At 52.7% G+C, this 22,370-nt stretch carries 20 protein-coding genes; 12 read left to right on the top strand and 8 right to left on the bottom strand.

Annotation, left to right across the window (positions count from 1 at the left end):
* Positions 1-18 precede the first annotated feature (18 nt).
* The 11 genes from LG201_RS11615 (at position 19) to LG201_RS11565 (ending at position 12,632) form a co-directional block, all read left to right on the top strand.
* Positions 19-1,986, top strand: coding sequence for a sulfatase-like hydrolase/transferase (locus tag LG201_RS11615; protein WP_226772368.1), 1,968 nt, complete (start codon positions 19-21; stop codon positions 1,984-1,986).
* Between the two features lie 275 nt (positions 1,987-2,261).
* On the top strand, positions 2,262-2,681 hold the full coding sequence (locus LG201_RS11610) for a PsiF family protein (protein WP_226772367.1): 420 nt from the start codon (positions 2,262-2,264) through the stop codon (positions 2,679-2,681).
* Positions 2,682-2,809: 128 nt separating this feature from the next.
* Positions 2,810-3,544: a dienelactone hydrolase family protein gene (locus LG201_RS11605; protein WP_226772366.1), complete on the top strand. Its 735-nt coding sequence runs from the start codon at positions 2,810-2,812 to the stop codon at positions 3,542-3,544.
* Between the two features lie 134 nt (positions 3,545-3,678).
* Entirely contained in the window at positions 3,679-4,695 is a 1,017-nt protein-coding gene (locus LG201_RS11600; RefSeq protein ID WP_226772365.1) for a DUF2235 domain-containing protein, read from the top strand.
* A 66-nt stretch (positions 4,696-4,761) separates the two neighbouring features.
* Positions 4,762-5,697: a carbohydrate kinase family protein gene (locus LG201_RS11595; RefSeq protein ID WP_226772364.1), complete on the top strand. Its 936-nt coding sequence runs from the start codon at positions 4,762-4,764 to the stop codon at positions 5,695-5,697.
* Entirely contained in the window at positions 5,694-7,892 is a 2,199-nt protein-coding gene (locus tag LG201_RS11590; protein ID WP_226772363.1) for an HAD-IIB family hydrolase, read from the top strand. Before LG201_RS11595 ends, LG201_RS11590 begins: the two co-directional genes overlap by 4 nt.
* Before the next feature lie 50 nt (positions 7,893-7,942).
* Complete coding sequence (locus LG201_RS11585) at positions 7,943-9,895, top strand: alpha-amylase family glycosyl hydrolase (RefSeq protein ID WP_226772362.1); 1,953 nt, start codon at positions 7,943-7,945, stop codon at positions 9,893-9,895.
* Positions 9,896-9,913: 18 nt separating this feature from the next.
* Entirely contained in the window at positions 9,914-10,741 is an 828-nt protein-coding gene (locus LG201_RS11580) for a mechanosensitive ion channel family protein (RefSeq protein WP_226772361.1), read from the top strand.
* 227 nt (positions 10,742-10,968) lie between these two features.
* Positions 10,969-11,478, top strand: coding sequence for a ProQ/FinO family protein (locus LG201_RS11575; RefSeq protein ID WP_226772360.1), 510 nt, complete (start codon positions 10,969-10,971; stop codon positions 11,476-11,478).
* A 94-nt stretch (positions 11,479-11,572) separates the two neighbouring features.
* Positions 11,573-12,013 (top strand): NUDIX hydrolase, encoded by a 441-nt coding sequence (locus tag LG201_RS11570; RefSeq protein WP_226772359.1) that lies wholly within the window; start codon positions 11,573-11,575, stop codon positions 12,011-12,013.
* Between the two features lie 25 nt (positions 12,014-12,038).
* A complete protein-coding gene (locus LG201_RS11565) occupies positions 12,039-12,632 on the top strand; it encodes a nucleotidyltransferase family protein (protein ID WP_226772358.1) in 594 nt (197 codons plus the stop codon).
* A 29-nt stretch (positions 12,633-12,661) separates the two neighbouring features.
* Here LG201_RS11565 and LG201_RS11560 read toward each other — a convergent pair whose 3' ends face one another.
* From LG201_RS11560 to LG201_RS11550, 3 genes are read right to left on the bottom strand one after another with little or no spacing between them, the layout of a single operon-like run.
* Positions 12,662-13,666, bottom strand: a complete 1,005-nt coding sequence (locus tag LG201_RS11560; RefSeq protein WP_226772884.1) for an XdhC family protein — start codon at positions 13,664-13,666, stop codon at positions 12,662-12,664.
* Positions 13,667-13,678: 12 nt separating this feature from the next.
* Positions 13,679-15,985 carry a xanthine dehydrogenase family protein molybdopterin-binding subunit gene (locus LG201_RS11555; RefSeq protein WP_226772357.1) on the bottom strand — a complete coding sequence of 769 codons (2,307 nt, stop codon included), beginning with the start codon at positions 15,983-15,985 and terminating at the stop codon, positions 13,679-13,681.
* Positions 15,982-16,443, bottom strand: a complete 462-nt coding sequence (locus tag LG201_RS11550) for a (2Fe-2S)-binding protein (protein ID WP_226772356.1) — start codon at positions 16,441-16,443, stop codon at positions 15,982-15,984. Before LG201_RS11550 ends, LG201_RS11555 begins: the two co-directional genes overlap by 4 nt.
* Before the next feature lie 195 nt (positions 16,444-16,638).
* Between LG201_RS11550 and LG201_RS11545 the strand changes: the two genes are divergently transcribed.
* Entirely contained in the window at positions 16,639-17,553 is a 915-nt protein-coding gene (locus tag LG201_RS11545) for a LysR family transcriptional regulator (protein WP_226772355.1), read from the top strand.
* Between the two features lie 13 nt (positions 17,554-17,566).
* Here the strand turns inward: LG201_RS11545 and LG201_RS11540 are convergent, their stop codons facing one another.
* The 5 genes from LG201_RS11540 to LG201_RS11520 all read right to left on the bottom strand — a co-directional run bounded on the left by LG201_RS11540 (position 17,567) and on the right by LG201_RS11520 (position 22,245).
* On the bottom strand, positions 17,567-18,814 hold the full coding sequence (locus LG201_RS11540; RefSeq protein ID WP_226772354.1) for an MFS transporter: 1,248 nt from the start codon (positions 18,812-18,814) through the stop codon (positions 17,567-17,569).
* 60 nt (positions 18,815-18,874) lie between these two features.
* The gene (locus tag LG201_RS11535) at positions 18,875-19,285 is read right to left on the bottom strand and encodes a VanZ family protein (protein ID WP_226772353.1); all 411 of its coding nucleotides are present in this window, start codon (positions 19,283-19,285) and stop codon (positions 18,875-18,877) included.
* A 162-nt stretch (positions 19,286-19,447) separates the two neighbouring features.
* Complete coding sequence (locus LG201_RS11530) at positions 19,448-19,876, bottom strand: GNAT family N-acetyltransferase (protein WP_226772352.1); 429 nt, start codon at positions 19,874-19,876, stop codon at positions 19,448-19,450.
* Positions 19,873-21,681 carry a GGDEF domain-containing protein gene (locus LG201_RS11525; RefSeq protein WP_226772351.1) on the bottom strand — a complete coding sequence of 603 codons (1,809 nt, stop codon included), beginning with the start codon at positions 21,679-21,681 and terminating at the stop codon, positions 19,873-19,875. The genes LG201_RS11530 and LG201_RS11525 overlap by 4 nt, the downstream gene beginning before the upstream one ends.
* A gap of 171 nt (positions 21,682-21,852) precedes the next feature.
* Positions 21,853-22,245, bottom strand: a complete 393-nt coding sequence (locus tag LG201_RS11520; protein ID WP_226772350.1) for a DUF411 domain-containing protein — start codon at positions 22,243-22,245, stop codon at positions 21,853-21,855.
* Positions 22,246-22,370 lie beyond the last annotated feature (125 nt).

Below are 22,370 nucleotides of genomic sequence, written 5' to 3'. Positions count from 1 at the left end.
TTCTTTCAGGCACATCCCTTGCTGAGTATTGTGCCTATCGCACCCAATGTTAACGACTTTATGCCCAGCCTGACGAAAGCCATCAATACCAACAAAATCCTGGCTTGTTATTTTCTACTGACCTATCTGCTAGTCCTCTTCATTGCCGCCGACTCCATTGAACTCATCAACGCATGGCATGCAGGCGCTGGGGCATTCGGCTTGGTCATGGCAAGCTGGCTTTGTTATGGCTGGTATTACCTGTTGCCTGCAGTTGCGCTCACCAGCGCCACAAACCTTATCAGCCATTGGTTTACCCGACATCACTCATCGCAATCTCCCTGGCCAGCTTATATCGTTGCCATTCTCACGGGAGGCATCACCACCTTGTTGTTTTACGCCAATGCCAAGATTCATGCGCTCTATGGCACCTTTATCAACGGCTTCATTATCAATCTGATCACCACCCCTGGCGGCATTGAGTCACTGGGCGGAAGCAACGCATCCAATCTAAGCCTTGCCTTGATAGGACTTGGTTTTTTTGCGTTACAAGCCCTGCTGCTATTGGCTATACACCAGATCTATCAGCGCCCACTCTTTACCCGTTATACATCGCCTAGCAACAAGGCAACAAGGCGGCTAGCGCTATTAAGCCTCATACTCACCAGCCTGGGAGTCCATCTTGGTTATGCCGCGGAGGATGCATTTGGCAAGGCCTCCGTGACGGAATTGATCGAACAAGTACCATTCTTCCAGCCTGTCACGGCCAAAAGTTTTTTCAAACTGCTGGGGGCAGAGGTCAAACCCAAAGCCAAGCTGAATGTGGATGGACGCCTGAACTACCCCTTAAAGCCATTCAATATCCAGGCACCCAGACAACCCTACAATATTATCTGGCTCACCTCTGAGTCATGGCGCGCAGACATGCTGAACCCCGACGTCATGCCTGAAACCTGGAGATTTGCTGCCCAAGCACAACGCTTCACCAACCACTATAGCGGCGGCAATGGCACCCGCATGGGCGTGTTCTCCATGTTCACCGGCTTGCCTGGCAACTACTGGTTCCCGTTCCTGCGCGATCAACGCGGGGCCGCCATGATTGACGTATTGCAGCAACAGCAATACCAGATCAGCCTCTATACCAGCGCACTATTCAGCTACCCGGAATTTGACCGCACCATTTTCAGCCACGTGCCTTCAGCCAATACGCAGGCCTTGCAACACAATGGCCGGGCAGGCTGGGAAAATGACAGGTCCAATGTGGATGACATGCTGCATTTCATCGACACCAGAGACCCGCTCAAACCTTTCTTTACCTTTATGTTCTTTGAGTCCCCGCATGCGCGCTATCACTTCCCCGAGGAGAGCGTGATTCGCCGTCCGTACAAGGATGACATCAATTACGCCACGCTCAGCAAGGCTGCACTGGCCCACGATATGCCGCAAATCAAGAACCGCTACATCAATGCCGTACATCATCTGGACAGCCAGTTTGCGCGCGTCATGCAGCATCTGCGTGAAAAAAACCTGCTGGATAACACCATTGTCATCATGGTCGGCGATCATGGCGAGGAATTCATGGAGCACGGCTACTGGGGACACAACTCCACCTTCGTCAATGAACAGGTACGTACCCCTTTAGTGCTTTGGCTGCCAGGAATGAAGGCAAAAGTGCATACGGAACTCAGTAGTCATATGGATATCGTGCCGACGCTGATGCCCTATCTGGGAGTTACCAACACTCCAGCGGATTATTCTCTGGGGCACGACTTGATCAATGGAGCAGAACGGCAATACACCTATATGTCGGACTGGAACCGTATCGCTTATCTGGACCACACGATTAAATCCACCATGAATATCAACGGATACTCTTCCGGGACATTGACCAGCGCCAATGACCAGGCACTGTCAGCGAGCCAGACGGCAGATATCAACCGCAACAAAAGCCGCATCATGCTGCAAATCATGCATGACCTGACCAGATTCATAGACAAAAAATCCTGAATTGGTCACCCATATATCGCATACAAAGGACATCGTATGATGGAAATTATCAGCCAACTTTCTTTACGCATTGCCAATGGCATTGCCTTAATGATCTTGTATGCCCAGCATATCGTCAGCCTCATCGCGGGTTGAAACCTGTTGTGCGCCGGATAACTCGATAACTCATGGTGTATTTGACAATAGATCACAATCTCTCCCCTCCTCTTTTCCTGTAATTGGCATAAGATAGTGTGGCTGTTTATTCCACAACAATATGATGAGGAGTTATGCCCATGAAATCACTGATCACTGCTGTCTTGCTTGCTTCGCTGGCCATCAACGTGGCATATGCTGGTACTCAGCAAGACAAGATGAAAGCCTGTAACGCAGAGGCTTCTGGCAAGAGCCTGACTGGTGACACGCGTAAGGCTTTCATGAAAGTCTGCCTCTCGGCCACACCAGACACGGCAGACACGGCAGAAAATACGCAACAGCAAAAAATGAAATCCTGTAATACCGAAGCAGGGGATAAAAGCCTGAAAGGCGATGAACGCAAAGCCTTCATGAAAAACTGTCTGTCGGCCAATCCCCAAGCTAGCAGCAACACCCAGCAACTCAAGATGAAGACCTGTAATACCGAAGCCTCCAGCAAAAAACTGGAAGGTAATGAACGCAAGACCTTTATGCAAAGCTGCCTTTCCTCCAGCAAGTAAGCCATACAGCGGGTTGGCCCATACAGACAATCCGCTGTCTTTACCGCGTGATTAATCCTGCATTGCGCGCTGTAGCACGATAGAATATCGGTCATTATCAATAGACCTACTGTGGGAGGAACCACGCAATGCTGATTCAAAGCCATATCGTCGATCTGGAAACCCCAACCGGTGTCATGCGAACCTATGTTCACCGCCCTGCAGGTGAAGGCCGCTTCCCGGCCATCCTGTTCTACTCGGAAATTTTCCAGCAAACCGGACCGATTGAACGTGCTGCCAAAATCATCGCGGGCAGCGGTTACGCCGTGTTGGTGCCAGAAGTTTTCCACGAGCTCAATCCAATTGGCACCGTGCTGGCATATGATGATGCAGGCCGTGACAAGGGCAATGCCGACAAGTCAGCCAAGGATGTACAAGGCTACGACAGCGACAACCGCGCCATGATCGAATGGGCAAAGACCCAACCCTGGTTCAACGGTAATATCGGTGCTGCAGGCTTCTGTATCGGCGGCCACCTGGCATTCCGTGCTGCATTGCAACCAGAAGTAAAAGCCACTGCCTGTTTCTATGCCACTGACCTGCATACCCAGGTCATCCCCAACCAGCCAGGTCAACACAGCATGGAACGCCTGGCCGACATCAAGGGCGAACTGCTCATGATCTGGGGCAAGCAGGACAACCATATCCCCACCGCAGGCCGTATTCAGGTCTACCAGCAACTGACAGACGCTGGCCTCAGCTTCACCTGGCACGAGTTCAACGGCCAGCACGCATTCATGCGCGACGAGGGAGAACGTTACGATCCACAACTGGCAGCGACTGGCTACCAGCTTGCACTGCAATTGTTTGGTCGCACCTTGTAAACTCTGCATCAAATTGCCAGTAGGAATGTCTACTGGCACCACGTGAATCCCCCTGTCCGTAACCCACGGACAGGTTTTTTTGTATCTAGAAGGACGTTTTATCCACCACTGACTACTGAAAAAAGGAGCACTCCATGAAGAGAATGGCAATTTTCGCTGACGGCACCTGGAACTCACCCGAACAGGGAAACCCGACCAACGTATTGAGCATGGCGCAAGCTGTGCAGCCCAAAGTCAAGGATATTGACCAGGTGGCATTTTACGATTGGGGGGTTGGCTCTGACGGCAATAAAATCAGTGGTGGGATTACCGGCGCAGGTATAGACAAGAACATCATGGATTGCTACCGGTTCATCGTGCATAACTATGATCCCGGCGATGAGTTGTATTTTTTTGGCTTTAGCCGCGGTGCCTACACCGTGCGTTCCTTGGCTGGTTTCATCCGTAACAGCGGCCTGCTCAAGCGTGAATTCGCTAACAGGATTCCCGATGCTTACAAGCTGTACCGCAAACGCTCACGCACCAGTGGCCCCAATCAGCCCGAGGCCATCAAATTCCGCCAGGATTATGCCGTAGCCGACATTACTTACATCAACTTCGTGGGTGTCTGGGACACTGTCGGGGCGCTGGGCATTCCCATTCCATTCTGGGGTACCCTGGGTGAGCGCGAATTCCTCTTTCACGATACCGAACCCAGCAAGATCATTCTCCGTGCACGTCATGCCGTGTCGATTGACGAGAATCGCAAGGATTTTGAACCGACCCTATGGAGCGAAAAACCCGAACTGGACTTGAAGCAAGTCTGGTTTGCTGGCGTGCATTCTGACATAGGCGGAGGCTATGATCAGCCAGGATTAAGCTACTGTGCAGCACAGTGGATGATCTATGAAGCAGAAGAATGTGGACTGATTTTTGAACCTCACCTGAAGAATACCATCCAACCTGATGAGAACGGCCAGCAACACAACGAACGGAAAGGCATTTACTTGGCGCGTGAAGAACATGTCCGCGATATTTCAGGGCCACTTCATATATCAGTTAAACAGCGCTGGGACGCCAACTCAGACAATTACCGCAGCAAAAGCAAAGCCCTGGCCCGATTATTGGAGGCAGCAGGTAACGACTGGACGAAGATACAGCTGACCAAGTAATCAATTGCCACTCAACTCCGTATTTATGCGCAGTTGCCGTTCACGGTAAATAAAAAAGGAGCAACATTGGCACTTAACAAGCGAAATTTCAAACAAGAAAACGGCCATGCTGTCGCCATTTTCGGCGAAGTACTGGCCGATATCTTCCCTGATGGAAGCGTACTCGGCGGCGCACCTTTCAATGTTGCACGTCACCTGCATGCATTCGGGCTACACCCGGTCATGATCACGCGAATCGGCCATGATGCCCTTGGCCAGGAACTGCTGGATGAAATGACGCATCTGGGCATGGACACTACCGGCGTGCAAGCCGATCCCATTCATCCCACGGGTCAAGTCAAGGTACATATGGCGGACGACGGCCATCGCTTTGAGATTCTGCCTTCCCAGGCCTACGATTACATCAATGCGGGTGTCACCCATATGGTGACCATGTCGACCAAGCCTGATCTGGTGTATTTCGGCACCCTCGCCCAACGCAATATGGAAGCCCGGCTGGCCCTGGATAACTTTCTCAATTACGGCACCAGCCCGCGCTTTCTCGATATCAATCTGCGGGATCCATGGTATGACAAGCACACGGTACGACGCTCCTTGCTGCGCGCAGATATCGTCAAGATGAACGATGATGAGCTGGATGTGCTGGCTTCCATGTTGCGCCTGCCTGGCAAGACTGCGCTCGAATATGCCACAGCCATGCTCAAACGCTTCAACCTGGACATGATATTGGTCACTGCCGGCGCAGAGGGCGCATGGATACTGAACAAGGATGGCAAGGTGACGGAAATCACTGGAAGTGACGTACCTGATCCTTTCATGGACACCGTAGGCGCAGGTGATGGTTTTGCCTCCGCCTACATTCTCGGCATTCTCAAAGGCTGGCCTATTGAGCTCACGCTTCAACGCGCCAACCAGTTTGCCGCCGCTTTATGTACGATTCGTGGTGCAGCCCCTAGCTCTGCCGATTTTTACCTGCCATTTCTCAAGGAGTGGCAGTCATGACACCCCCCAAGCCATCGCCAGAGAGAAACAACGAGCACCCCATCTACATTCTGATGATCAGCATGCATGGCCTGATTCGTTCCGAAAATCTGGAATTGGGCCGCGATGCCGATACAGGCGGGCAGATTACTTATGTCGTTGAATTAGCACATGCACTATCCAAGCACGCACAGGTAGAAAAAGTCGACCTCCTCACCCGCTTGATCGACGATGACAGCCTGCCTGAAGATTACAAGCGGCCGCAAGAGAACCTGGAGGACAATGCCCGCATTATCCGCCTGCCATGTGGCCCCAAGCGCTATTTGCGCAAGGAATCCTTATGGCCGCATCTCGATCAAATGGTGGATCAGTGCCTGCATTTCCTGCGCCAGCAAGGGGGGCGTCTGCCGGATTTACTGCATACGCATTACGCAGATGCGGGTTATGTCGGGCAGCAGTTGTCGCTGCTACTCGGCATTCCCCAAGTACATACCGGTCACTCCTTGGGCCACACCAAACGTGAACGCTTACTAGCTTCCGGAAAGAAGCCGCAAAGCATAGAACGTCAATTCAATTTTGAGCGGCGTATTGCAGTAGAAGAATCCGTGCTGGAGCATGCCTCCATGATTATCACCAGCACGCAGCAGGAAATTGATGAGCAATACAGCAAGTATCGCCATTTTGACCATCAGCGTTTTCGTGTCATTCCCCCCGGCACCAATACTTCACGTTTTTCCCCACCGGGCCGCAAGAAAATGTCCTCCACCCTGCAGGAAACAGTGGACCGTTTTTTCAGCCAGCCAGACAAGCCCTTGATACTCACCATTTGCAGACCCGAGCTCAGGAAGAATATCAAAGGACTGATTGCCGCTTATGGGGAAGATGAACAACTGCAGCAAAGCGCCAATTTGCTGATTGTGGCCGGTACCCGCCAGAACATTCTCGACCTGGAGGAATCCCAGCAGCAGGTCATGCTGGATCTCTTGCTGGATATTGACCGATATGACCTTTGGGGCAAGGTATCCATTCCCAAGCACATTACCCAGGACGATATCCCTGAGCTTTATCGCCTGGCAGCACGCCGCCGTGGTGTCTTCGTCAATGCCGCCCTCACAGAACCTTTTGGCTTGACCTTGATAGAAGCGGCTGCCAGCGGCTTGCCCTTTGTTGCCCCGGATGACGGCGGCCCGCGAGATATTGTCGGCAATTGCCGTAGTGGCGTGATCGCCAATACGCTGGATAGCCAGGCAATTGCCGGGGCATTGCGTGAGGTGCTGGAAGACAAGAAACGCTGGAGACAATGGGCCAAGAATGGCCTGGTTGGCGTCAAGCGTCATTACAACTGGCCTGCCCACGTCAACACCTACATGAAGCAAGTGCAGCATGTGTTACGCCGTGATCGCAAGCGCTGGCGCCGCCAGCTGGTTATCACACTAGATTCGGGAAAATCCTATATGCCACTGGTGAACTCCGCCCTCATCAGCGATATCGACAACACCTTGCTTGGCGACAAGCGCGCCTTGCGCAAACTGGTGACCTGGCTGAAGGAACACAAGGGCAAACAGGCCTTTGGCATTGCGACTGGTCGTCCATTGGAGAGTGCAGTTGCGATCCTGAAGGAATGGCAGGTGCCTATCCCCGAAGTGCTGATCACCTCTGTAGGTAGTGAAATTCATTATGGCTCCCGCCTGATTCCTGACACCGGCTGGGCTAACCACATCCGGCATAAATGGCGTCGGGAAGACCTGGCTGCTGCCATGAGCAAGATAGCAGGACTCACCTTGCAAGCCCCGGAGAATCAGCGTGAATTCAAGCTGAGTTATATCGTTGATCCAGCCACCATGCCATCACTAGAAGAGATCAATCACCAGCTGCGTGAACAGCAATTATTTGCCCAACTCATCTATTCGCATGGCGAGTTTCTCGATCTTCTGCCTATCCGCGCATCCAAGGGTCATGCCATTCGCTATCTTGCTTATAAATGGGGAGTGCCGCTAAGAAACTTCCTGGTAGCTGGTGACTCTGGCAATGACCATGAAATGCTGGTGGGCGACACCCTAGGCGTCGTGGTGGGCAACCACAGCGAGGAGCTGGAAAAACTACGTGGCATGGAACAAGTGTATTTTGCCCAGGGCCATTATGCTGCAGGCATTCTGGAAGGTATCGAGCATTATCGCTTTGAAGAGATTGAGCCAGAACCCGTGGCGGAACACTGAGCCAGGGCATTCCGTGTAGAGCTAATCAATAAAAAAGAAAGTGAATCGGCATGTATGAACAAGTCTCGCACTCACTACTCAACGACATCCTGATTGGGCTTGACCCCAAGGTCGATAGTAATGATCTCAAGCACTTTTATATCCGGCTGGGGGCCAATTTTTACGCCATCCATTCGCTGTTTCACCAGCTTTATGGGGACCGCCGCGATTTCCGCCTGCAAATGCACAAGCTGGTGGAGGTCATGGCCAAGCAATACACCAACCGCTCCAGCGAGCTCAGGCAAAGTGACCTTGCACGAGAGAAAGACCATGACTGGTTCCTGAGCCAGAAGCTGGCAGGGTATGCGCTGTATTGCCAGGAGTATGCAGACAGCATTCACGGCATGCATAGCAAACTGGATTACCTGCAGGAACTCGGCATCAACCTGGTGCACATCATGCCTTTGCTGGATGGCCCCAAGGGACGTAACGACGGGGGCTATGCGGTACGTGATTTCCGCAAGATTGATAGCAAATATGGCACCCTGAAAGACCTGGATAACCTGAGCGCTGATATGCGCTCTCGCGACATGCTGCTGGTATTGGATGTCGTGGTCAACCACACTTCCGATGAACACGAGTGGGCCACCAAGGCACGCAAGGGCCAGAAAAAATACCAGGATTATTACTACACCTACACCGACCGCAAAATACCTGACCTGTTCGAGCAAACCATGCCGGAGGTCTTTCCCGAAACTGCACCAGGCAATTTCACCTGGAACGCGGAAATGGAGAAGTGGGTGATGACGGTATTCAATGATTTTCAGTGGGATCTCAATTACAAAAATCCCGCTGTTTTCATTGAGATGATCGATATCATCCTGTTCTGGGCCAATCATGGGGCCGACGTCATCCGCCTTGATGCAGTCGCTTTTCTCTGGAAAAAAGTCGGCAGCACCTGTCAGAATGAACGTGAAGCTCACCTGATTTTGCAATTGATGAAGGACTGCTGCCAGGTGACCGCACCAGGTGCCTTGTTCATTGCCGAGGCCATTGTTGCACCAGTGGAAATCATCAAGTATTTTGGTGAAGATGCAGTCAATGCCAAAGAATGTGAGATCGCCTACAACGCGACTTTCATGGCCCTACTATGGGAAGCGGTTGCCACCAAAAAGACCATCCTGCTGGAAAAAGGGGTACGTAGCCTGCCCACCAAATTGGATCGGGCTACCTGGCTCAATTACATCCGCTGCCACGATGACATCGGCCTGGGCTTTGATGATAACGATATTCGCGAGGCAGGTTATGACCCTCAGCTACACCGGCGATTCCTGGTCGATTATTACACTGGACAATATCCCGCCTCCACCGCCACCGGCGTTGCGTTTGGCCGCAATGAAAAAACCGGGGATGCCCGCATTTCCGGCTCATTAGCGTCCCTGGCAGGCCTGGAAAATGCCTTGCTGATCCACGATGAAGCTGCCACTGCGATCAGTATCAATACCATTATCCTGTTGCACAGCATGATTGCCTCTTTTGGTGGCATTCCACTGCTGTATTACGGGGACTCGATTGGCACCCTTAATGACAATACTTACCTGTCGGATGAGAACAAGCACCATGACAGTCGCTGGGTACATCGACCACGCCTGAACTGGGACAATGCAGAAAAACGCCATGTGGAAGGCACTGTGGAATATCGCATTTTCCACCCGATCAAAAAAATCCTTGCCATCCGCAAGCAGATCCCCGCCTTTGCCGACCTCAATAATCGCGAGATGCTGACGATCAGCAATCCGCACCTGTTTGCATTCTTGCGCTTCACGTCTAGTGGCATCCACTCCCGTGTGCTGGTCGTCGCCAATTTTGATACCGCAGCACAAACCCTGGAGCTGAAGGACCTGGAGGCGGTGAATGTGTTTGAACACACTCAGGTACGTGAACTCTACACGGACAAAGTGCTGTCTACCCGCCATGGCCAGCTCGTGATCCCGCCACTAGGCTTTTACTGGCTGCAACTTTAACTCTCTGTAAGGAACCTCATGGAACAATATTTAAGCTCACTGGGTATCTCCAACACGGCAGGCCTCGCACACTTCATTCAATCAGGCCTCCGCATCGTGCTCGTCATCATCGCCGCAATTGTACTGATTCGCCTCAGCAACAATGCCATCCGCCTGCTCAAGGGCAGGTTGCGCCAGCATGCCCAGCAAAACCTTGAAGAACTCAAACGCATTGAGACCCTGGGACGTGTCATCAGCTATATCGCTACCACCGTAATTGGCGGCATTGCCGTTGTTGAAGTGCTCCATGAGCTGGGTGTCTCGATTGCCCCCATTCTGGCCGCAGCGGGTATTGTCGGTGTCGCTGTTGGTTTTGGTGCCCAAAGCCTGGTGAAGGATTATTTCAATGGCCTGGTCATGTTGCTGGAAAACCAGATTCGCCAGGGTGATTCCGTGGAAGCCGCTGGCAAGCGCGGGACTGTAGAAGAAGTCACCTTGCGCCACATCCGCCTGCGTGATTATGAAGGTAGCGTACATTTCATTCCCAACAGTGTCATCACCACGGTCAGCAACATGAGTCGTGGCTTTGCCTATGCCGTGATTGATTTCAAAGTACCGGTAGCCAGTAACTTGAGCCACATCCTGCAAGTCATGCGCGAGATAGGGGCAGAATTACGTGCCGATAAACACTACAAAGACAAGATAGACAGCGACCTGGAAATTGCCGGTATTGAGCAAATGGACCATGAAACTGCCGTACTACGAGGCCGCTTGCAGGTAAAACCACAGGATAAAAGCATTGTGCGCAGGGAGTTTATCTATCGCTTGAAACAAGCACTGGATACCCCTGTACAGCCAGCAAGTTAAAAATCTGATGCTGGAGCATGGTTTTTCTGGCATTTTTTAAGGGCTTACCTCTGAAACTACCCTGTTTAGCAGGATGGGCTCAGGCTGCTCAGCCAATCTCTACTGGCAAGCCAGCCATCATCAAAAACCTAACACGCTATCCATGCAGACGATTACTATGTGATTAGCATCATAATCATCAGGCTTTCAGTAGTAGAATTCCCTTTTTTATTTTTCCAGATATCACTATGGGCTTTGAACAACTCGCAGAACTAAAAAAACAACTGGCAGCCACGGCAAAGACCGAGCAACCAGCCAAGCCAAAGACGGCTGCTACCAAACCACGTCAACCAGCGAAAGCGAATCCCAACCCGGTGGATCCGGTGGTGCTGACAATAGGCAGGCTGCAAAAACATTTCCCCAAGTCGTTTCCCAAGAATCCGGCGCCTAAGCTGCCGCTCAAAATTGGCATTCATCAGGAGTTGCTTGCCAAGGCAAAGGACCTCGGTTTGGAAGAGGTTGCCATCACGGAAGCAGTTAAAACCTGGTGCCGCGGTACACGCTATTGGGCAAGCATTGTTGAGGATGCCCCCCGTGTCGACCTGGAAGGGAATCCGGCAGGACAAGTGACCTCAAGGGATGCGGCCCAGGCTCGCTCGCTAGAGGCACGCCGCAAACAGCCGCGCAAACCCAAGGCAGTAAAAGTCACAGAAACTGCGGCATCCAGCGAGACAAAGGCAGATGAGCCAGCAGCCTGAACATAGTGTGCAATCGATGTAATATGGACTTTGTAAGCTCCTCCATCGCATATCGCTAATAAAATCGCTGCTAATCAAATCAATAATTAAGCTGATGCTTTATCCAATCCCTGCGGTCATTGCCGTTGTTGTTCACAATAACCGCATATTGCTGGTGCGGAGAGCCAATCCACCTGATGCGGGCTACTGGGGATTTCCTGGCGGCAAGATCAATACTGGTGAAAGCATCGAGAGTGCAGCGGTCCGCGAATTGTTTGAGGAAACCGGCATTCAATCTGAAGCATTGCGTGTTATCACTGCGGTTGATGCTTTTGATCGTGACGACAACCATACACTGCAAGAACATTTTGTTCTGGTAGCAGTGCTATGCAGCTGGGTTTCAGGTCACGCAGTCGCCGCAGATGATGCGCTTGAGGTTGGTTGGTTTGCACTTGAAGACATTAATGAAACCAGTCTGTGCTTGAGCAAAGATGTGGTGAAAGTTGCCAGAATGGGTGTGACACTCGCATCAGATGCCGCATTCAAAGTGCTGTAGATGATTAGCGAGTCATATTAAACGCATGAATATTCAGGGCATACTCCTCGCAGCCGGTCACTCACGCCGATTTTCGCATGGCAACAAGCTGCTTCATCCACTGCAAGCAGACCAGCCCACGGCTGTGGTTTCAGCCAATAATCTGGTTGCTGCCCTCCCCCATAGCCTTGCAGTAGTGCGGCCTGAAGCACCTGAGCTTGCTAAGCTGATGTCTGGTGCTGGTTTGGAGACCTTGCCCTGCCAAGCACATCAGCAGCAAATGGCCGACAGCTTAGCTGCGGCTGTACATCATCTCTCTTCTCAAGACTCTCCCCCTGATGCCATTGTAATTGCGCTGGCGGATATGCCATTTATTCGCCCGGCAACCATCGCCAGCATTGCGCTGAAACTGGCGGCAGGGGCTGGCATTGTCGTGCCGACTTACCAGCAGCAACGCGGCCACCCGGTGGGTTTCAATCGCCGTTTTTATGCCGAGCTGATGGCGCTCACGGGCGACGAAGGTGCACGTTCTGTCCTGCGCCGCCATACGGGAGAGGTCCATTTTCTGGAGTGTGATGACCTGGGCATCCTGCAAGACATTGATACCTGGGAAGATCTGGAGCGACTAAGCTCCAGCTAAGCTAGTTTATCCAAGGCCTAGAACATGGCTTAACTGGCGCAAGCACTGCCTGCAGGGAAAGCCTGGGCAATTGACTGGCTGGTGAGTGCGGCAGCACGTTGTTGAGAGCGAATCTGGATGATCTCGGCCAGAATGGCGACGGCGATTTCAGCGGGCGTTCTGCTGCCAATCGGCAAGCCTACCGGGCCATGCAACCGGCCAATTTCCTCGTCATTCAAGTCAAACATGCGCAAGCGTTCGCGGCGTTTTTCCTGGTTGAGTCTGGAACCTAGCGCACCTATGTAGAAAGCTTCAGATTTCAGTGCTTCCAGCAAAGCCATGTCATCCAGCTTGGGGTCATGCGTCACCGCGACAATAGCGGTAAAGGAATCAGGCGTAATATCCAGCACCACATCATCCGGCATACCCGATTGCCAGCTCACGCCATCCACACGCCACTGCGCACGCATGTCTTCACGCGGGTCACACATCAATACCTGAAACTCCAGTGCTTGCGCCATCGTCGCCAACATAGCACCAAGCTGGTTGGCACCAATGATGAGCAGCCTCCACTGGGGGCCGAAATAGCTGTGGAACCAGTCACCATCCAGCGCGGCTACCGATCCTGGCATCGCATCCGCCAGCATGACTTCGCCAGTACCCAGACGCACGGATCGCTTCACCAAACGACGCTCGTGCAGACTTTGCAGCACTCGCTGGATGTGCTGCGTGTTTTTCAATGGCTCGACAAATATCTGTAAGCGTCCCCCACAAGGGATGCCATAACGCTGGGCCTCATCACGACTGACCCCATACTCAAGCAGCGCGGTCTTGGTGGGCAGTACGCCTTCCCTGGCTTTGTCAGCCAGATCATCCTCAATACACCCCCCAGAAACCGAGCCAACCAACTGACCATCATCACGCACCGCCAGCAAAGCGCCCGGCAGGCGAGGCGCAGATCCCCAGGTTTGCACCACAGTAAAAAGATGCACCTCATGATCAGCATTGATCCATGCCAACGCCTGCTCAAGCACCTCCTGCTCCAATGCATGCATGCTGGTCATGGATTAAACCTTGCTCAATTGATCACGGATAGGCAGGGTACGTATCCGTTTGCCCGTTGCCGCAAAAATGGCATTGCAGAGGGCAGGCGCAATGGTCGGCGTAGCAGGTTCACCTATGCCGCCCAGTGGGACATCCAAGCCATGTTCCACAATATGCACCTGAATATCCCGCGGGGCTTCATTGATGCGCAACACTTCATACTGGTGAAAATTACTTTGCTCGGCTATCCCATTCTTGAACGTAATCTCGCCGCTCAATGCCAAGCTGGCGCCCATGATACAAGCGCCTTCCACCTGTGAACGTATGCGGTCAGGATTCACCTGGGGACCACAATCCACTGCCAGGTCTACGCGGGGAATGCTGATTTCACCATTCTCCGCGACCACGACCTCAACCACGGTGGCGACATACGTCACAAAGCTATAGCACAGCGATAGGCCCAGACCATGTCCTTTGGGCAACTTACGCCCCCATCCCGCTTTCTTGCACGCCAATTCAATCACATTGCGCATACGACCAATATCCAGCGGATAACGCTCGGGTGACTCCCCATAATTCCAGCTATCGGAAATATCATCAGGATTGATCTTGCGGGCCGGCCCGAGCAGATCAAGCAGGTAATCCTTGTGATCGCGCTTTGCCTTGTGTGCAAGCTCAGCAGCAAAAGACTGCACGGCAAACGCATGCGGAATATTGGACACTGAGCGGAACCAACCTATACGGGTGTGGGCAGCCACTTCCGGGGTTTCTACCCGCACGTTAGGGATATTGAATGGCATGTTCACCGCTGACATGCCTAGCTCAAATGGTGCGCCACCTTTAGCCCCGGCCACAAAGGTCGATGCAATGGTAGGCGCCGTGGTACGGTGCAGCCAAGCAGTAGGGAGGCCTTTTTCATCCAATGCGCACTCAATGCGTTCCAGCGAAACCGTGTGGAAATAATCATGGTGGATGTCATCCTCACGGGTCCAGGTTACCTTAACTGGCTTGCCCTTCATGGCTTGTGACAGAAGTGCTGCCTCAGCGACGAAATCTGGCTTGGATTTACGGCCAAACCCACCACCGAGCAAGGTAACGTTGACTTTGACGTTTTCTGGCTTGAGTCCCAAGTGCGCTGCCACTGTTTCAAGCGTGGCCTGTGGTGCCTGCACGCAGGCCCATACTTCGCACTTGCCGTTGACGATACGCACCGTTGCCGCAGGCGGCTCCATAGAGGAATGTGCAATATGAGGCTGGTAATACTCCGCCTCAAATTTTTGCTTGGCCTTGGCCAATACTGCGCTCGCATTGCCGTTATTGCGTACAGCCTTGGCCGGTTTACGGGCAGCAGCTTCTAGTGTTTTCCTGAAGGCAGGCGAGTTATAACTGGCATTGGGGCCATGATCCCAGGTGATCTTGAGTGCTTCACGCCCCTTGGTGGCAGACCAGGTGTTGGTCGCCAAGACGGCAATACCGCCCAGTGGATGGAACAGCGGAGGAAGATTGCTGCCCTTGAGCTCCAGCACCTTCACCACGCCAGGCACTTTCAGCGCCGCACTCGCATCAAAATGTTTGACCTTGCCACCAAATACCGGGGGACGCGCGATCACCGCATGCAGCATGCCGTCCAGCTGGGTATCTATACCGTAATGCGTAGCGCCAGTCACGATCTTCCTGCCATCGATATTGCGTGTATTCTGCTTACCGATATAGCGAAACTGGGCTGGCGTCTTCAAACGCAGGCTCTCACGCGCAGGTACCGCGAGCTTGCCAGCCGCAGTCGCAAGTTCGCCATAGCCTAGTTTCTTGCCCGTGCGTTTATTGATGACTTCATGATGCTTGGCTTCCACCTCACTGACTGGCACTCCCCATTGGGCTGCTGCCGCGGTTTCCAGCATGTGGCGGGCCGTCGCACCCACGCGTCGCATCGGCTCAAATGAATGGCGCAGGCTGCGTGAACCATCGGTGTTCTGGTTACCGTACTTGGCTTCATTGCCTTCCGCTTGCACCACACGTACCTTGCTCCAGTCAGCCTCCAACTCATCGGCGACCACCATAGGCAAGCTCGTGCGTACACCCTGACCCATTTCAGACCGGTGGGCCACGATGCTGACAATGCCGTCCGTCCCGATGGAGACAAATACCAGTGCATCATCCTTAAGGCCACCCGGCATGGCGTCACCACCAAATTTCTTCGGCTCTTCCACCGCTGCCCGCACCAGCCCGCTCACACCGATAGTCAATGCCAGACCCGTAATGGCGCCTGCGCCCTTCAACCACTGGCGACGGCTGAGGTTGGGTAGATCCAGTTGTTCAATATCCACATTCATTTCGCCGCTCCTTTGGCTGCCTGCTTGATGGCTGCACGTATCCGCGGATATGTCCCGCAACGACAAATGTTGCCACTCATGGCCTCATCGATTTCCTCATCACTGGGGTTAGGGGTGGCCTTCAACAGGGCAGTAGCCGACATCACCTGGCCCGCCTGGCAGTATCCACATTGCGCTACTCCCAGATCCAGCCAGGCTTTTTGCACGGCTTCTCCCACCGGGTCAGTGGAAATCTGCTCCACTGTGGTGATTTTCTTGCCGGCCGCCGCAGAGACTGGAGTGACACAAGATCGTACTGGCTCACCATCAAGATGAATGGTGCAAGCACCACACAAGGCCATTCCACAGCCAAACTTGGTCCCTGTCAGGTGCTCAATGTCACGCAAGGCCCAGAGAATCGGCATTTCACCAGGCACATCCAGCTGCCTGTCCTTGCCGTTGATATTTAAACTGACCATGAAGCATTCCTTTTAAAAGCAAAAATCCTGTTGATAACGTTATATATGTTTAAATATATCGTTAGAAATCAATCATATGTCCAATCATATGTCCAGAGTATGCGGAAATTCCCCTACTGAATAAATGGAAATATGCTTATTTTAGAATTCCATAATGTGGAATAATGACAATATCCATTTTTACACTGCCTCATCATGCTTAATCGCCTGGAAATGATGCGCATCTTCTGCGCCACTGCCGAAGCATCTAGCTTCAAGGAAGCAGCCGCCCGCCTGGGTGTCTCGCCACAGGCCGTTACACGTGCGGTGAAAGAGCTGGAAACCATTCTTGGAGAACCGCTGTTTTACCGCAACACTCGGCAGATGCGTATTACCGAGTTTGGCGAACAGCTGGCATTGCGTGCACGCGATACGATTGCGGATGTAGACGAACTGTTTCTGCGTTCAGGCAAACAACTTGCCAGCGAGATGAGCGGCATCGTCCGTATTACCGCCCCTATCGTCATCGGCAAGCTTTTCCTGATGCCCATCCTGGGCAAGATTGCCCGTGAACATCCGCAGATCACCATAGATTTACGGCTCTCCGATACGCATAGCGATGTGGTGGAACAGCAGATTGATATTGGTGTGAGAGTGGGATTTTTACGCGACAGCAGCTTTGTCGCTCGCGCTCTATCCAAAGTATCGTTTTTTGTGGCAGGTACGCCAGAGCTAGTCGCCCGTAACGGCAAGCCACGCACTCTGCAGGAGCTGCATGACCACCCCACTATTGCACTGGTGGACAAAAGCAGCGGCAAGACCTGGCCCTGGTTTTTTGCCGATGGTCAGCAACTTAGTCCCAAGACCACCAGCTTTATCACCGATGACTCTAGCGTAGAGCTTGACCTGGCCTTGAGCGGGGTCGGGTTTGCCCAACTTGCGGCCCCATTCGTTATTCCGCATCTTCATAGCGGACGCCTGATCACCGTTCTGGATGACCACATCGCACCTTCCTGGGATTTATATGTATACCGCCCCAAGCGTGGCCCGGTGCCAGATCGTATACGCCTGGTCTATGACGAAATCGCCAGGGCGCTCACAGACCAGGCCGTGTTTCCTACCCAGCGTTAACCAATACAGGCTCTCAGTGCAGATCTCGCATATTGAGTTTGCGCAGGCCGGGAGCCCATTTAGCGACCGCCCCTACTACGGCTATCGTCATGGCACCACCGAAAATAACGGAAGGAATCAAGCCCATCAGGCGCGCCATCATGCCGGATTCAAACGCGCCCAGCTCATTGGAGGACCCGATAAAAATGCCATTGATGGCAGATACCCTGCCCCGCATCGCATCCGGTGTGACCAGTTGCATAATCGTGGTGCGGACCACAACGGACACGCCGTCACATATGCCAGAGATCAGCAATAACATTGCCGCCATCCAGAAGCTACCGCTGAGCGCAAACGCAATAATACTGAGACCAAAACCTGCCACCGCCACTAGCAGAATACGCCCAGCATGTAAGTTAACCGGATGGCGTGTCAGCCATATACCGGTGGCAATGCCCCCAATGGCCGGAGCTGCCCGCAGAATACCCAGGCCTTCTGGCCCGTAGTGGAATACATCGTGGATAAACATGGGCAACATCGCCACAGCACCGCCAAACAATACGGCAAACATATCAAGGGCCTGCGCGCCGAGCATGATCTGGTTGCCGAATACGAACCGCAAGCCCTGGGCAATGCTGGCAAATACCGGCGTGCTGTCTGTGCCCGGTGGTTCCTTCACTCTCAAGCTCAACATGGCAATCACTGCAAACAAGGCAAATAACGCAGACATCAGGTAGGCCGAGGTAATACCAGCCCAGGCGATCATGCCACCGCCAATCGCCGGCCCCAGCACCAGCCCCGTCTGCAACACTGAACTGCCGATGCTGGCAGCGCGCGCAAACTGCTGTCGCGGCAATACCAATGCAAACAAAGCACTATAGGATGGCCCGATAAATGCCCGGGCAAATCCAACGCAGGCAATCGAGGCGTAAATAAATAGTGAAGACTCGCTTTCATGCAAGAGCAGGCCTGCTGCAATCGCGGCCAGCACCAGTGCATTCAATACCAGCAGGGTACTGGCCATGACCCCAAACATACGCCGCGAATAGTGATCAACGGCATGCCCGGCAAACAATGCGGTACAGAAGTAAGGAAAGACTTCAGCGAGACCTATCAACCCCAATGACAGCGGGTCATGCGTGATCTGATACACATGCCAGCCCACCACCACCGCCATGATCTGATAGGAGAACGTAATGCTGACGCGAAACGCCAGCAGGCGAATAAACGCGATATTACGTAAGGGGAAGGCAGTATCTGGTGCTTGAATGTTTGACGGCATGCAGGCTATTTACATTGAAATGAGTGGAATAACACATATGGACTGGAAAGCTATTGCAGACTAATCGCGCTTACCCAGCCGCCACCATGTCCTCAATACTGAAATCACCGGCAATGCGGCAAGACCACCCACCGCATCCGCCAGCAAATCATCCAGGCCAGCCTGGCGTCCCTGAATGAATATTTGATGGAATTCATCAGCAGCACCCACCGCGACCACCAGCACCCAGATCAAAAGCAACGGGATACGAGGAAAAGCGATACCGGAGAGTACGCCTATGGTGCCGAAAGCAAAGAAATGGACCACTTTGTCCCACGGCGGGATAAATAAGCCACCAGCACCAGGCGCCTCGCCACCGATAAAAATCCCCGCGACCAGCAGGATAAGCATGCCCAGTGCTAATTGCGTCAGGCGTTCTGGAGTAATCAAATCTTTATTTCTAAGGTTAGGGAATGCTGATTGTGAGTTCAAGGCCATCGGCCATGCGCTCATATAAATTGGTAAGTACAATCTACTGAAAGGTGCGTTAACAGCGGGCTATCCTAGCATGCTCGTAATGATCATACCAATCCGCCAGGGAAAACATGCGCTTCCCCTAGTTCAAGCTTTTAGTCCAGTCTTTACCGCATCCATTCATATCCGCTGTGTCATCACAATATGGGGGATACCCAGTTGGGGGAAATACGCTCCCTGCTCCACAAATCCCAAGCAACGATAAAAATTCACTGCCGTTTGCCTCGCATCTAATGTCATGTCAGTAAAACCACGCTCACGCAGCAGGACTATCGCTTGAGCCAGCAACTGCCGCCCTAATCCCTGGTCTTGCAATGCAGGGGAAACCGCCATTTGCCGCAGTTTTGCACTCGCATGAGGCTGAGGTTTGATCACAAGGCAAGCTTGCAGCACATCATCCTGGATGAATCCCCAATGCCATTGCTCTTCTTCCCCAATCACATCCGTTTCATTCAACACCAACCCTAGCGGGGTACGTAAAACCAACTGTCGCAAGGCCAGGCTTTGTTGATACAAACTGGAGCCAAACACCATCTCAACTAGGATCATGGCTCCTGCTCACCTGCTCCAATAACCCGGTTGCGCCCACTCTGCTTGGCTTTATATAAAGCAGCATCTGCGCGTGGAACCAGGTCGGCGGCTGGCTCTGTCGACTGGCGCTCGGCCACACCAGCACTGAAGGTAATCAGGACCCGCTCATTCTTGTGCATAAAAAAGCTGCGCGTCAGCTCACGCTGGGAGCGTTTCACAATGTCTATCGCTTCGCTCTCGCCAGTACCGGGCAGAATAATAATAAACTCCTCGCCGCCATAACGTGCCAGCACATCTGTCGTACGCAGGGACTCCTTGATAATCTTGGCTAAATGCACCAGCGCTTTGTCACCGGTCGCATGACCCAGCTTGTCGTTGAGTTTCTTGAAATGATCAATATCCATCATGGCCAGACTGAGTTGAGTCGCATGCCGGTCGGCCCGGTCAAACTCGCGCTCCAGCGCTTCTTCCATCCCGCGGCGATTAAGCGTGCCTGTCAGGTAATCTTCATGGGCCACTTCGCTAAAGTAATCCAGCTTGGATGTGAGCTCATCTATAAGCCGCTCGGCTTCCACCACTTTCAGCTGGGTTTCACTTAGCATTTCACGCGACTGACGGATATTCAGGCCGATATTACGCGTGTCTTCCATCATGCTATCAATCAGCTTATTAAGCTCCAGGATATCCTCTGTCTCGGTAATCTTCTGCTTGTACACATCAATCTTGCTCTGATATTCGCTGGTACTCTCAGTCATATCGGTCAGGCGCATGATAAAGATTTCTGCCATCTTTTTGACCGCGTCCCTGGCATCGATCAGTCGAGGCTTGATCTGCCCCTGCTTGAAGATCAGCTCTTTAAAGCTGCTTTCAGCATCAAACAACATATCCAGATTCATCGGGCGCGAGAGAATATCGCGCAATATCAGGGTTTGCCCATGCAACCATTTATCCTCCATCACCAGCTCGCTCATGCTGGTGATCGACAGGCGCAATAACTGTAGCAATGCCTCATGCATACGATGTTGCGAATCCCCATGCATTTCCAGCGTGAACAGAATGGACTTGAGATTTTCACCCTGGCGTAATACATCCTCTTCCGAGTAGGCAAGCTTGATATCCGCCAGCAAAGCTTCTGCCTTCTGCGCCACCTCAGGCAGGGCTGACAGTTGGGGAATAATAATGAGGTTCAATGTCCGCATCAGCATATCGCGCCAATAATCAGATACGCGAGCGTAATATTCGCGCGCAGGCTCCCGGTTTGCTTCACCAGGGCCGGTCACCGCATTGGCAGGGGCAGAGGCGCTACCCTCCATGGTATCCATGATCTCCAGATCATCGGTGTTACTGCTACCCCAGGAGTTGATCAATGACTGCATTTTCTGGGGCAATGCCTCATCATGCTCAAACTTGCTGAGCAGGCGATTCAAGCCCTCACGCTTGCGCGTCAAGGTCACGCCCTTGTGGCTCATATCCAGTTGCTTCAACAGATTACGTACCGTCGCAGGCCAGCTCACCCCCTCATCCACTGCGCTGGAAACCGGCAGGAGATTGCCAAGCTGCTCTGCCAACTTCGGCCAGTTTCGGCTTTCTATCGACTGTTTAACAGACTGGGCCGCCGTACTGTATTTAGGGCTCTGCTGCCCTGCGCTTACCAGTACATCGTTCAGGGTGTTTGCCAGATCAACAGAACTATCGGCTGATTTAACGCCGGCAATTTCGTCATAGACGGTACGAAAGTTATCAGGGGTAGGCTGGATTTTGCGCGATGCCAGCTGCATCAGGGTCTGACGCGCAATATCTATGGAAGAGGCTGATTGTTGCATGGCATCTGCATCTCGGAAAATGGTTGAATTTCCCCCGTCACGGAGGCTCCAGTGACCATGCAAGGTGGTCACCGATGCAGTAGCATATCGCAATATTGCAGTTTCAATAGCGCAATCAAGTTGATTTTTAGTGGGTCAATTCCGCGGTGTAGATCGACCATCCAACATGGCTTACTCCACCGAAAATACTTTGGGCTGTTGTCCGGCCGCAGGAATGCTATAAACCGTGAGTGTGCCTGGCTTCATTTCCCCCATCCCTGGCGAGTTCATCGGCATCTCCGGGACGCTGATACCAATGATGGCGGGTTTTTCCGTGAGCAGTTTATTAATAGCTGCCACCGGAACATGCCCTTCTACCACATAGCCACCGATAAGCGCCGTATGACAACTTGCCACCCGGGAAACGCCATACCTGAGCTTGATCTGTGACATATCACTTCGATCAAATGCATCCACTTTAAAGCCATGCTGACGTAAATACATCACATACTTTTGACAGCATCCACAATTGGCATCCTTGTACAAGGTCACCAACGGCGTCGCCCAGGCAATGGCGGCGCTCATAAGCCACACCACTGCAAAAAAACGCATCCATCCCAACATCGCAATCCCTCTCAACCCATGATAGCTGCAGTGGCTTAAGCCAACATGTCAGCCGCCTTTTCTCAACATTTTACTTCAAACCTCCA

This window comes from Methylobacillus gramineus (genome assembly GCF_020532675.1).
Taxonomy (GTDB): Bacteria; Pseudomonadota; Gammaproteobacteria; order Burkholderiales; family Methylophilaceae; genus Methylobacillus; species Methylobacillus gramineus.
This window is presented reverse-complemented; position numbering and strand designations above follow the sequence as displayed.